This is a genomic window from Methylobacterium tarhaniae, from assembly GCF_001043955.1.
In the GTDB taxonomy this organism is placed as follows: Bacteria; Pseudomonadota; Alphaproteobacteria; order Rhizobiales; family Beijerinckiaceae; genus Methylobacterium; species Methylobacterium tarhaniae.
The window spans coordinates 1-11,447 of record NZ_LABZ01000299.1 but is presented as its reverse complement, the minus strand read 5'-3'; the positions used below and the strand labels follow the sequence as shown (position 1 = coordinate 11,447).

12 protein-coding genes are annotated in these 11,447 nt (G+C 71.4%); 10 read left to right on the top strand and 2 right to left on the bottom strand.

The window, feature by feature from the left end:
- The 5 genes from VQ03_RS29105 to VQ03_RS29085 all read left to right on the top strand — a co-directional run.
- The coding region (locus VQ03_RS29105) for a S1 family peptidase (protein ID WP_048454416.1) at nucleotides 1–669 on the top strand (669 nt) is incomplete at its 5' end.
- Between the two features lie 62 nt (nucleotides 670–731).
- Nucleotides 732–1,121, top strand: a complete 390-nt coding sequence (locus tag VQ03_RS29100; protein ID WP_048454415.1) for a DoxX family protein — start codon at nucleotides 732–734, stop codon at nucleotides 1,119–1,121.
- Nucleotides 1,122–1,223: 102 nt separating this feature from the next.
- Complete coding sequence (locus VQ03_RS29095) at nucleotides 1,224–2,216, top strand: sensor histidine kinase (protein ID WP_048454414.1); 993 nt, start codon at nucleotides 1,224–1,226, stop codon at nucleotides 2,214–2,216.
- Nucleotides 2,217–2,282: 66 nt separating this feature from the next.
- Nucleotides 2,283–2,711, top strand: coding sequence for a SufE family protein (locus tag VQ03_RS29090; protein ID WP_048454413.1), 429 nt, complete (start codon nucleotides 2,283–2,285; stop codon nucleotides 2,709–2,711).
- Between the two features lie 68 nt (nucleotides 2,712–2,779).
- Nucleotides 2,780–4,912: a S9 family peptidase gene (locus VQ03_RS29085; protein WP_048454412.1), complete on the top strand. Its 2,133-nt coding sequence runs from the start codon at nucleotides 2,780–2,782 to the stop codon at nucleotides 4,910–4,912.
- 162 nt (nucleotides 4,913–5,074) lie between these two features.
- Here VQ03_RS29085 and VQ03_RS29080 read toward each other — a convergent pair whose 3' ends face one another.
- Nucleotides 5,075–5,338: a DUF3072 domain-containing protein gene (locus tag VQ03_RS29080; RefSeq protein ID WP_048454411.1), complete on the bottom strand. Its 264-nt coding sequence runs from the start codon at nucleotides 5,336–5,338 to the stop codon at nucleotides 5,075–5,077.
- A gap of 223 nt (nucleotides 5,339–5,561) precedes the next feature.
- A complete protein-coding gene (locus VQ03_RS29075; protein WP_048454410.1) occupies nucleotides 5,562–6,449 on the bottom strand; it encodes a branched-chain amino acid aminotransferase in 888 nt (295 codons plus the stop codon).
- Nucleotides 6,450–6,657: 208 nt separating this feature from the next.
- Between VQ03_RS29075 and VQ03_RS29070 the strand changes: the two genes are divergently transcribed.
- The 5 genes from VQ03_RS29070 to nadA form a co-directional block, all read left to right on the top strand.
- Entirely contained in the window at nucleotides 6,658–7,353 is a 696-nt protein-coding gene (locus VQ03_RS29070; protein WP_245292237.1) for a MarR family winged helix-turn-helix transcriptional regulator, read from the top strand.
- Nucleotides 7,350–8,081: a response regulator gene (locus VQ03_RS29065; RefSeq protein WP_048454409.1), complete on the top strand. Its 732-nt coding sequence runs from the start codon at nucleotides 7,350–7,352 to the stop codon at nucleotides 8,079–8,081. The genes VQ03_RS29070 and VQ03_RS29065 overlap by 4 nt, the downstream gene beginning before the upstream one ends.
- A 5-nt stretch (nucleotides 8,082–8,086) precedes the next feature.
- Complete coding sequence (locus VQ03_RS29060; RefSeq protein ID WP_048454408.1) at nucleotides 8,087–9,457, top strand: ATP-binding protein; 1,371 nt, start codon at nucleotides 8,087–8,089, stop codon at nucleotides 9,455–9,457.
- A 119-nt stretch (nucleotides 9,458–9,576) separates the two neighbouring features.
- A complete protein-coding gene (locus VQ03_RS29055) occupies nucleotides 9,577–10,521 on the top strand; it encodes an NUDIX hydrolase (RefSeq protein ID WP_048454407.1) in 945 nt (314 codons plus the stop codon).
- Nucleotides 10,522–10,665: 144 nt separating this feature from the next.
- A partial coding sequence (gene nadA, locus VQ03_RS29050; RefSeq protein WP_048454406.1) for a quinolinate synthase NadA occupies nucleotides 10,666–11,447 on the top strand: 782 nt, incomplete at its 3' end.

The window sequence follows — 11,447 nt, the reverse complement described above, 5'->3', positions numbered from 1 at the left end:
GTGCTCACCGCGGCCCATTGCGTGATGCGCAAGGCCGGCTACTGGGTCGTGGTCGTCGATCGCAACTTCCGCCAGCGCCGCCTGCGGGCGGTGGCGGCGGCGATGCACCCGGATTTCGTGCCCGGGACCACGCCCGAGACCCAGCCCGGTACCGACCTCGCCATCCTCAAGCTCAGCGAGCGTCTCGGTCCCGATTTCCGCCCTCTCGATACCCGCTATGGCGGCGACATCCCGCAGGGCGACAACGTGGCGATCGCCGGCTACGGCGTGGTGGCGGAGAACCGCCGCGGCACCGCCCGGGTGCTGCGCCAGGCTCGCCTCGTCTCGCTGGGCGAGCTCCAGGTCGCCAACACCGTGACGGTGGTGGCCGATCGCACCACTCTGGCCGAGACCGCCGGCGCCGGCGCCTGCCTGGGCGATTCCGGCGGGCCGATCCTGCGCGCCGGTCCCGGCGGCTACCAGCTCGTCGGCGTGGTGAGCTGGTCGAGCGGCGCCGCCCAGCAGGGCCGCGTCCGCACCGCCTGCGGCGGCTTCACCGCCGTGACGCCGATCGGCCAGCATGCCGGCTGGATCAGCGCCCGCGCCGCCGAGCTCGCCCGCTTCGAGCCCGGCGAGGCGATGCCGGCCGGCACCCGTCCCAATCGGGCCGACTGGACCGGGGGGCGCTGACGACAGCTTGACTGTTGCGCGGCCAGGTTCTCCAACGGGCTCTGTCAGATCTGGAGATCCCGATGAGCCAAGCCGTGTTCAGCCTCGCCCGCATCCTCGTCGTCGTGCTGTTCTGCGTCTCCGGCGCCCAGAAGCTGATGAACCCGGCCGGTGTCGTGGCCGCCGTCTCCGGCAAGGGGCTGCCCTACCCGCAGGTGCTGGCCTGGCTCACCATCGCGGCCGAGCTGGGCCTCGGCCTCCTGATCGCGCTCGGCTTCTATGCCCGCGCCGCCGCCGTGCTGCTCGCCGCCTTCACCCTGGCGACGATCGTGGTCTTCCACAATTTCTGGTCGATGACGGGGGACGCCGCCCGCATGAACCAGATCCAGGCCCTGAAGAACCTCTCGATCATCGGCGGCCTCCTGATGATCGCCGCCGCCGGCCCCGGCCGTTTCGCCCTCAACCGTCGCTGACCATAAGGTTTTCTGTTAGGCCTGCGCCGGAACGGTGCCGCGCCCGGTACGTTGACCGGCCCTGAAGGAGCGCGATCGGCGACGAAGGAGCAGGCGAGGGGCATGGCCGCGGACACGACATCGCCGGACGCGGCCTTCCGCAGCTTCGCCGAGGGTGCCGGATTGATGATCTGGCGCGCCGACCCGAAGGCCCGGCTGATCTACGTCAACCCGGCCTGGACGACGTTCCGTGGCCGCACGGCGGAGGACGAGCTCGGCGACGGCTGGAAGGACGGGCTGCATCCGGAGGATCGGGCTGCGCACGAGGCCGGCTTGGCGGCGGCCTACGCCAAGCGCCGGCCGCACAGCGCCGAGTATCGCCTGCGCCGCCACGACGGCGCCTTCCGGTGGGTTCACGGCCACGCCTACCCGCTGCACGAGGGCCGGGATTTCGCGGGCTTCGCCGGCTCCTGCTTCGACATTACCGAGCGCAAGGAGGCCGAGGAGCACGCCGCCCGGGCGATGGCCGAGCAGGAGGCGCTGCTGGCCGAGATCTATCACCGGGTGCGCAACAACCTGCAGGTCACGGTCAGCCTGATCGGCCTCTACGGCCGCGCCGCGGCCGGGCCCTGCCGCCCGGCCTTCGATGCGCTGGGCCAGCGGGTGCGGGCGATCGCCCTGGTGCAGCAGCATCTGCACGAAGCGCCGCAGATCGCCAGCGTCGATCTCGCCGAGTACCTGACGCGCCTCGCCGAGGGGTTGGGCCAGTTGCGGCGGGCCGGGCGGATCGCCGTGACGGTCGAGGCCGGGCGCACGGCCCTGCTGGAGCCACGCCGGGTCAACGCGCTCGGCATGATCCTCGCCGAGATCGTCGCCGAATGCCTCGACGGCACCGACGAGGGCATCGCCTGCGTCACCCGGGTCGAGGTGCCGGCGGGCTCGGGCACCGAACCGGTGCGGGTGCGGATCACGTCCGGCGGCGTCGCCGGCGAGCCGCCGGCCGGCGTGCCGCGGATCGGTCCCCGGCTGATCGCCGCCTATGCGGGCCAGGCCGAGATCGCGGTCTCGGGCACCGGCACCCCGGAATCGCCCCTCGAGCTGACGCTGCCGGAGTGAGGCGGTGGCGGGCGGCGCCCGGCCCGCCTATATGCCGGGTCTCAGCCCTCATCCCCTTCGAGTCCCATGCTGCCGCCCATCGACGAGATCGTCTCCAACTTCGAGTTCCTGGACGAGTGGGACGACCGCCATCAGTACCTGATGGAGCTCGGCCGCAAGCTGCCGCCCCTGCCCGAGGAGGCCCATAGCGAGGCCAACCGGGTGCGCGGCTGCGTCAGCCAGGTCTGGCTCGAGACGACAATCGACCGCTCCGGCCCCGAGCCGCGGCTGCATTTCCGCGGCGACAGCGACGCCCACATCACCAAGGGCGTGGTGGCGGTGCTGATCGCGTTCTTCGACGGCCGCACGGCGTCGGATGCGGCCCGCGCCGACGCCCTCGGGCTGTTCCAGAAGCTCGGCCTCTCCGAGCACCTGACGGCGCAGCGCTCGAACGGCGCCCGGGCGATGATGGACCGCATCCGGGCCGACGCCCTGGGCGTGGCCGCCGCGGCGTGACGCCGACCCTTGCGGCGGCGCCCCCGGGACGGCACATCCGTGCCTGACGCCACCTTCCGGGGAGCCGCATGACCCTTCGCCTGAGCCCGCCCGCCGCCGCACCGACGGCGCCCGTCCGGCCCGTCACCGTCACGGTCCATGGCCGCGCGGTGACCGACCCCTATGCCTGGCTCAAGGCGGAGAACTGGAAGGACGTGCTGAAGGATCCCTCCGCCCTCCCGGCGGAGATCCGCACACTTCTGGAGGCCGAGAACGCCTATGCGGACGCCGCGCTCGCCGGCACGACGGCTCTGCGCGAGAGGCTGGTCGCCGAGATGCGCGGGCGCATCCGCGAGGATGACGGCAGCGTGCCGGACCGCGACGGGCCCTTCGCCTATTACACCCGCTACCGCGAGGGCGGGCAGCACCCGCTGGTCTGTCGCCGCCCGGCGGCCCTGGTGAATCCCGGCCTCGTCGGCGATCTCGCGGGCGAGGGCGAGGAAATCCTGATCGACGGCGACCGGGAGGGGGAGGGGCACGCCTTCTTCAGCCTGGAGGACGCCACCCATTCCGACGACCACCGGCTGGTGGCCTGGAGCGCCGACACCAAGGGCTCCGAGCTCTATACCATCCGGGTCCGCGACCTCGCGACGGGGAAGGACCTGGAGGACCAAGTGCTGGCCACAACCGGCGACGTGGTGTGGAGCGCCGACGGCCGCGCCTTCTGGTACGTCGCGGTCGACGAGAATCACCGTCCCGCCACGGTGATGCTGCATCGCCTCGGCACCCCGCAGAGCGACGACGAGACGATCTACGAGGAGGCGGATGCCGGCTTCTTCGTCGGCATCGGCGAGACCCAGTCCGGCGCCTACCTGGTGGTGACCGCGAACGACCACGAGACCTCGGAAGTCCATCTCGCCGAGCGCGCCACGCCCTTCGCGCCCCTGCGGGTCGTGGCGCCGCGCGAGCCGAAGCTGATCTACTCGGTCGAGCACCGGGGCGACGAGCTGTTCGTGCTCACCAACGCCGACGGCGCCGAGGACTTCAAGATCGCGGTGGCGCCGCTCGACGACCCGGCCCGGGCGAGCTGGCGCGACCTGATCCCGCATCGTGCCGGGGTGATGATCCGCTTCCAGCACGTGCTCGCCCGCCACCTCGTGCGGCTGGAGCTGGAGAATGCCCGGCCGCGCCTGATCGTGCGCGAGGCCGAGAGCGGCGCCGAGCATACGGTCGCCTTCGCCGAGGAGGCCTATTCGCTGGGCCTCTCGCCGGGCCACGCCTTCGACACGGATCTCATCCGCTTCACCTACTCGTCGATGACGACGCCGGCGGAGACCTACGACTACCACGCGACGACCCGCGACCGCACCCTGCGCAAGCGCCAGGACGTGCCGAGCGGCCACGATCCGGCGGCTTACGTCACCCGCCGCCTGTTCGCGACCGCGCCGGACGGAGAGCAGGTGCCGGTCTCGCTGCTGCACCGGCGCGACACGCCGCTCGACGGCACGGCGCCGCTCCTCCTCTACGGCTACGGCTCCTACGGCTCGCTGATGTCGGCGGCCTTCCGCACCAATCCGCTCTCGCTGGTCGATCGCGGCTTCGTCTACGCCATCGCGCATGTCCGCGGCGGCACCGAGAAGGGCTGGCGCTGGTACCTCGACGGCAAGCGCGAGAAGAAGCCCAACACCTTCTCGGACTTCGTCGCCTGCGCCCGCGCGCTGATCGAGGCCCGCTATACGGGGGCGGGCCGCATCGTCGCCCATGGCGGAAGCGCCGGCGGCATGCTGATGGGAGCGGTGGCGAATCTCGCGCCGGAGCTCTTCGCCGGCATCGTCGCCGACGTGCCCTTCGTCGACGTGCTCAACACCATGCTCGACGGCGAGCTGCCCCTGACCCCGCCGGAATGGCCCGAATGGGGCAACCCGGGCGCGGATCCCAAGGCCTTCGAGACCATCCTCTCCTACTCGCCCTACGACAACGTCGCGGCCAAGGCCTATCCGGCGATCCTGGCGCTCGGCGGTCTCACCGACCCGCGGGTGACCTACTGGGAACCGGCGAAGTGGGTCGCGCGCCTGCGCGCCACGATGGCGGGAGGGGGCCCGGTGCTGCTGCGCACCAACATGGAGGCGGGCCATGGCGGTGCCGCGGGCCGCTTCGACCGGCTGGAGGAAGTGGCGCTGATCTACGCCTTCGCGCTGGCGGCAGTGGGGGCGGAGGCTTAAGCTCCCGCCCCCTCACCCGAGCGGGCCGGCGGCTTCACCCATCCCTGGTGGAGAAGGAGAGCAGCGCCTCGCTTTCGGGCCTGGAACTCCTTCCAGCCCTCCAGCATCACGATCGGGGCCGGATGCGTGCCGGGCCCTCCCTCGGGAGAGACCCGCGCGCAGTCAGGCCTTGCCGGTCTCCTTGCGCAGGGCGTCGATGCGCTGCGAGGCCTCGGCCTTGTCGAGATCGGGGTCGTAAGCGTCCTCGTCCTTGGCCTGCTCGGCCAGGGTCTTGAGGTAGGAGGCCTGCGCCCCGGTCATCGGCTCGGAGCCGGTGGTCCAGTCCTTCGGGTCCTTGATGCGGTTCGAGGTGTCCTTGGGATCCTGCTTCGGGTTCTCGGTCTCGCGGGTTTCAGCCTTCTTGGTCTCAGCCTTCTTGGCGGTCATGGGATCTGCCTGTGTTCTCTGAATGTTCCAGGCCGACAACGAGGACGCCCCCTTCCGCGTTCCCCCCTCCCCTGCCGCGGGCGCGGCTTGTCCCCGCGAAACAGGTCGAAGCCCATGCGCGAGAGCCCCGGGCGGTCTCCCGCCCGGGGCTCTCGGATTCACATGGTGACGGGGACGTCCGGGCCGCGTCGCCTCAGGCAGCCTTGACTCAGGCGGCCTTGACTCAGGCGGCCTTGGCCCGCGGCTGCACCTCGGCGGTGTAATCGTCCATCAGGGTCTTGGTCATCGCGGCCGGGGTGAAGCGGTACTGGGCGATCTCCGAGACCGGGGTGACCTCGGCGGCCGAGCCGGTGATGAAGCACTCGGAGAAGCCCGCCATCTCCTCGGGGCGGATGCGCCGCTCGACCACCTCGTAGCCGCGCCGCCGCGCCAGCTCGATCACGGTCTGGCGGGTGATGCCGTTGAGGAAGCGGTCGGCCATCGGGGTGTGGATCACTCCGTTCTGGATGAAGAACACGTTGGCGCCGGTGCACTCGGCGACGTTGTCCTCCCAGTCGAGCATCAGGGCGTCGGCATAGCCCTTGTTCTCGGCCCGGTGCTTGGAGATCGTGCAGATCATGTAGAGGCCCGCCGCCTTGGAGGCGGACGGCGCGGTGCGCGGATCGGGCCGGCGATAATCCGCCAGATCGAGCCGGATGCCCTTCATCTTGGTCGCGGGGTCGAAGTAGCTCGGCCACTCCCACGCCGCGATGGCGAGATGGATGGTGTTGTGTTGCGCCGAGACGCCCATCATCTCCGAGCCGCGCCAGGCGACAGGGCGGAGATAGGCGTCCTGCAGGCCGCTCTCCTTCAGGACGAGCTTCTTGGCGGCGTCGATCTCGGCGACCGTGAACGGGACCTCGAAGTCGAGGAGCTCGGCCGAGCGGCGCAGGCGCTGCGAATGCTCGGTGCACTTGAAGATCTGGCCGCCATAGGCGCGCTCGCCCTCGAACACGCTGGAGCCGTAGTGCAGGCCGTGGCTGAGTACGTGAATCTTCGCGTCCGCCCACGGCACCATGCGGCCGTCGAACCAGATGTGGCCTTCACGCTGGTCGAAGGGAATGACGGACATGACGATGATCCTCGTATGCGTTCGTTTCCGCCAGGCTGGTTCTCGCGCAACGTTCGTGCTCGAGCGGGGCGCGGGGCGTACGTTCGTTTCGCCGGCGGGGTTGACGGGTATCAATGGGGCTGAGATATGTCAACAAGACTGACATAAATGACGACGGCCCTCGAAGGCCGAAAATCCCGTCGACTTGTCTCGCGAAGAGGTGCGACCCGTGACCCAGGCCGCCCGGACCCGTCCGGCTCCCATCCCGGACGTCGCCAACGAGGACCTGCCGACGGCAGGCTACTCCCCCGCGCAAGGGGCGCAAGAGAGCGGCCGGCAAGAGAGCGGCCGGCAGGAGAGCGGCCGGCAGGAGAGCGGCCGGCAGGAATTCGCCCCACCCGACCTCACCCCGCCCGGGGCGCCGGACGACGAGCCACCGCATTACGACCTGATCGAGCTGCTGTTCTTCGCCTACCGGGACTTCGTCGCCGATCCGGACCGCATCCTGGCCGAGTACGGGTTCGGCCGCGCCCACCACCGGGTGCTGCACTTCGTCGATCGCCATCCCGGCCTCACCATCGCCGAACTCCTGGATATCCTGCGGATCACCAAGCAGAGCCTGAACCGGGTGCTGAAGGAATTGATCGAGCAGGGCTACATCGCGCAGCGGACGGGCACGAGCGACCGCCGCCACCGCCTCCTCACCTGCACGCCGAAAGGCCGGCAGCTCGCGCAGCGCCTCGCCGGCGTCCAGGGCCGGCGGGTCCGCCGGGCGCTGGCCGAGATGGGCCCGTCCTTGCGCGAGCCGGCGAGCCGGTTCCTGCTCGCCATGATCGAGCCGGAGGAGCGCGCGGCGGTGAGCCGGCTCATCGCGGGCGGCGAGCCGACCGCCGAGATCCCCGCCGGCAACGGGGCTTGCCCGTGAGCGCCGGCCCCGCCCTCAGCCCGCGGGCCGAGCTGCCCGACCACGCCCCCCACATCCTGGTGGTCGACGACGACCGCCGCCTGCGCGACCTGCTCGCCCGCTTCCTCGGCGAGAACGGCTACCGCGTCACCGCCGCGGCGAGCGCCGCCGAGGCACGGGCGCGGGGCCGCAGCCTCGTCTTCGACGCGGTGGTGCTCGACGTGATGATGCCGGGCGAGACCGGCTTCGACTATGCCCGCCAGATCCGCCTGACCTCGCAGGTGCCGATCCTGATGCTCACCGCCCGCTCGAACCCGAACGACCGGGTCACCGGGCTGGAGATCGGCGCCGACGACTACCTCCCGAAACCCTTCGAGCCGCGAGAGCTGATCCTGCGCCTCAACAACATCCTGCGCCGCAACGCCCGCGGGCCGGCGGAGGGCGGGGCCGCCCCCCTCGACGCGGTGCGCTTCGGGCCGTTCCAGTTCCGGATCGAGCGCGGGGAGCTGACCCGCGACGAGGAGGCGATCCGCCTCTCCGAGCGCGAGCGCGAGATCCTGACCATCCTGGCGCTGGCCCGCGGCGGCAACGTCGAGCGCGAGGCGCTCACCGGCACCAACGGCGCCGCCAACGAGCGCACCGTCGACGTGCAGATGAACCGCCTGCGCCGCCGCATCGAGGACGACCCGGCCAACCCGCGCTACGTGCAGACCGTGCGCGGCGTCGGCTACCGGCTGGTCCTGGACTAGGCGCGATGCCGGCCCCGACCCTCGCCGGGACGCTGCCGACGCCCCGGCGGGCCTGGCGCCGGCTCGGCCGCCTGATCGGCGACCGGCTGCCGAAGGGGCTCTACGCCCGCTCGCTCATCATCATCATCGCCCCGATGGTGCTGCTGCAATCGGTGATCGCCTACACCTTCATGGAGCGGCACTGGCAGCTGGTGACCCGGCGCCTCTCGGCCGCCGTGACCGCCGACGTCGCGGCCCTGATCGACATCTACGAGAGCTATCCCCAGGACAAGGGCGCCGAGACCCTGGAGCGGATCGCCGGCGAGCGCCTGAACCTCGACGTCGACATCCTGGAGGGCGCGAAGCTCCCGGTGCCGGGCCCGCGGCCGTTCTTCTCGCTCCTCGACGAGGCCCTGTCCGACGAGATCCATCGCCAGATCGCCCGGCCGTTCTGGATCGACACGGTCGGGCGCTCGAGCCTGATCGAGATCCGGGTCGAGATCCCCGGCGGGGTGATGCGGGTGATCGCCCGGCGCAGCCAGGCCTACGCCTCGAACTCGCACATCTTCCTGCTCTGGATGGGCGGCTCGTCGCTGGTGCTGCTCGGCGTCGCGATCCTGTTCCTGCGCAACCAGATCCGGCCGATCCTGCGATTGGCCGACGTGGCGGAAAGCTTCGGCAAGGGCCGGGAACTCGATTTCCGCCCCCGTGGCGCCCGCGAGGTGCGCAAGGCCGGCCACGCCTTCATCGAGATGAAACGGCGCATCGAGCGGGCGATGGAGCAGCGCACCACGATGCTCAACGGGGTGAGCCACGATCTTCGCACCATCATCACCCGCTTCCGGCTCTCCCTGGTGCTCTTGCCGCAGACGCCCGAGATCGACGACCTGCAGCGCGATGTCGACGAGATGAGCCGGATGCTGGAGGCCTATCTCGCCTTCGCGAAGGGCGATTCCGGCGAGCCGGCCGCGGCCATCGACCTGCGCGCGCTGCTGGAGGACGTGCGCACCGACGTGGAGCGTCTCGGCGGCCACGTCTCCGAGGTGACGCTGGAGGGCCAGTCGACCGTGACGGTCCGGCCCGACGCCTTCCGGCGCTGCCTGTTCAACCTCGCCTCCAACGCCGCCCGCTACGGCGACACGATCGCGATCACCGCCCGCCAGGAGGCGCGCTGGCTCGCCGTCTCGATCGACGACGACGGTCCGGGCATCCCGCCCGAACTGCGCGAGGAGGTGTTCAAGCCCTTCGTGCGCCTCGACGACGCCCGCCAGGATGCCGGCGGCTCGGGCTTGGGCCTCGCCATCGCCCTCGACATCGCCCGCGCCCATGGCGGCGACGTGGCGTTGCACGATTCTCCGCTCGGAGGATTGCGGGCGACGGTGCGGGTGCCGGCCTGACGGGGACCGGCAGGCGAGGACTCGGGAACCGCGAGAATCCCGCTGCGGAACGCTAACAACCCGTCTGGCAACCGCGAACGGCCGTGGTAAGCCGCCGTCGGATCGCGGGGAGAGCGGAGATGACGGAGCCGGAGCCGATCGCGTCGGCACCGATGGTCGGCCTCGCGGCCGTCATCCTGGCGGCCACCCTGGACGAGCCGCGCGTCCTCACCGTCCCGGTGGCCGGCCAGGGCGCCGGCCGGGCCGAGGGCCTGCCCGCCGGCCCGCTGGAGCCGGCGCATCCGACCCTGGAGCGGGGCCTTCGTGCCTGGGTCGAACGCCAGACCGGCCAGAGCCTCGGCTATGTCGAGCAGCTCTACACCTTCGGCGACCGGAACCGCCGGCCGGGCGGCGAGGATGGCGGCCGGCACGCCCTCTCGGTCGCCTACCTGGCCCTGGTGCGCGAGGCGCGACCCGCCGCCGATTCCGCCTGGCAGAGCTGGTACCGCTACTTCCCCTACGAGGATTGGCGGGCCGGGCGGCCGCCTTCCCTCGATGCCCTCGCCGCCCGGCTCGAGGCCTGGGCCGCGGCTGCCGCGAGCCCCGAGGAAGGCCGCCGCCGGCTCGACCGGATCGGCCTGACCTTCGGGGCGGCCGGGAGCGGCTGGAACGAGGAGCGGGTGCTGGAGCGCTACGAGTTGCTGTTCGAGGCCGGCCTGGTGCCGGAGGCGGGCGCACCCGATGCCCTCGCCGGCCAAGCGATGGCCTTCGACCACCGCCGCATGCTCGCCACCGCCCTCGGGCGCCTGCGCGGCAAGATCAAGTACCGGCCCGTCGTCTTCGAGCTGATGCCCCCGGCCTTCACCCTGGGCCAGCTCCAGCGCGTGGTCGAGGCGCTGTCGGGCGTGCTCCTGCACAAGCAGAATTTCCGCCGCCTCGTCGCGCAGCAGGGCCTCGTCGAGGAGACCGAGGCCGTCACCGCCGAGACCGGCGGGCGGCCGGCGCGGCTGATGCGCTTCCGTCGCGAGGTGCTGCTGGAGCGCCCCGCCCCGGGCCTGCGGCTGCCCTCCGGCCGGGCGGGCTGACGCCGCCTTCCGGGCGACGCGACCGGCGAAACTGCGTCGTCCTGCCGCAATTATGCTCAGATCCAACATATCTGGACAGGCCGGAGGCGCGGGATTAGCCTAGCCGGGTAAATGCTCATTTTGAGCATATCCCGGGAGGCGGGAATGAACGCGATGACCGGAGGGGCGGCCGGGCTGCCCGAGGCGGAGACCTACGCGCGGGTGCGCCACCACGTGCCGGCGATCGAGTGGCCGGCCCTCGCCGCGGACGTGGCGGCGATCCAGGCGCTCAAGCGCGAGCGCAACGCCGTGGTGCTGGCGCACAACTACCAGGCGCCGGAGATCTTCCACACGGTGGCGGACATCGTCGGCGACAGCTTGGCTCTCGCCCGCGAGGCGGCCCGCACCGATGCCGACGTGATCGTGCTCGCCGGCGTGCACTTCATGGCCGAGACGGCGAAGATCCTGAATCCGGGCAAGACCGTGCTGATCCCGGATCGAGCGGCCGGCTGCTCGCTCGCGGATTCGATCACCGCCGCCGACGTGCGCGCCCTGCGCCGCCGTCACCCCGGCGTGCCGGTCGTGACCTACGTCAACACCTCCGCCGCCGTGAAGGCGGAATCCGACCTCTGCTGCACCTCCGGCAACGCGAAGGCGGTGGTCGAATCCCTCGGCGCGAGGCGCGTGCTGATGATCCCGGACGAGTACCTGGCGCAGAACGTCCAGGCCGAGCTGCCGGATATCGAGATCCTGACCTGGGCCGGCCATTGCGAGGTGCACGAGCGCTTCACGGCGGAGGACATCCGCGAGGCCCGCGAGGCCTATCCGGGCGTGACCGTGCTGGCCCACCCCGAATGCCCGCCCGCCGTGGTGGCGGCGGCCGATTTCGCCGGATCGACCGCGGCGATGCAGGATTACGTCGAGGCGCGCCGGCCGGCGCAGGTGGT

Bases quoted from the DNA above. Each gene is read 5' to 3' on its own strand.
- VQ03_RS29100 (WP_048454415.1), top strand. From the start codon at position 732: ATGAGCCAAGCCGTGTTCAGCCTCGCCCGCATCCTCGTCGTCGTGCTG.
- VQ03_RS29095 (WP_048454414.1), top strand. From the start codon at position 1,224: ATGGCCGCGGACACGACATCGCCGGACGCGGCCTTCCGCAGCTTCGCC.
- VQ03_RS29090 (WP_048454413.1), top strand. From the start codon at position 2,283: ATGCTGCCGCCCATCGACGAGATCGTCTCCAACTTCGAGTTCCTGGAC.
- VQ03_RS29085 (WP_048454412.1), top strand. From the start codon at position 2,780: ATGACCCTTCGCCTGAGCCCGCCCGCCGCCGCACCGACGGCGCCCGTC.
- VQ03_RS29080 (WP_048454411.1), bottom strand. From the start codon at position 5,338: ATGACCGCCAAGAAGGCTGAGACCAAGAAGGCTGAAACCCGCGAGACC.
- VQ03_RS29075 (WP_048454410.1), bottom strand. From the start codon at position 6,449: ATGTCCGTCATTCCCTTCGACCAGCGTGAAGGCCACATCTGGTTCGAC.
- VQ03_RS29060 (WP_048454408.1), top strand. From the start codon at position 8,087: ATGCCGGCCCCGACCCTCGCCGGGACGCTGCCGACGCCCCGGCGGGCC.
- VQ03_RS29055 (WP_048454407.1), top strand. From the start codon at position 9,577: ATGACGGAGCCGGAGCCGATCGCGTCGGCACCGATGGTCGGCCTCGCG.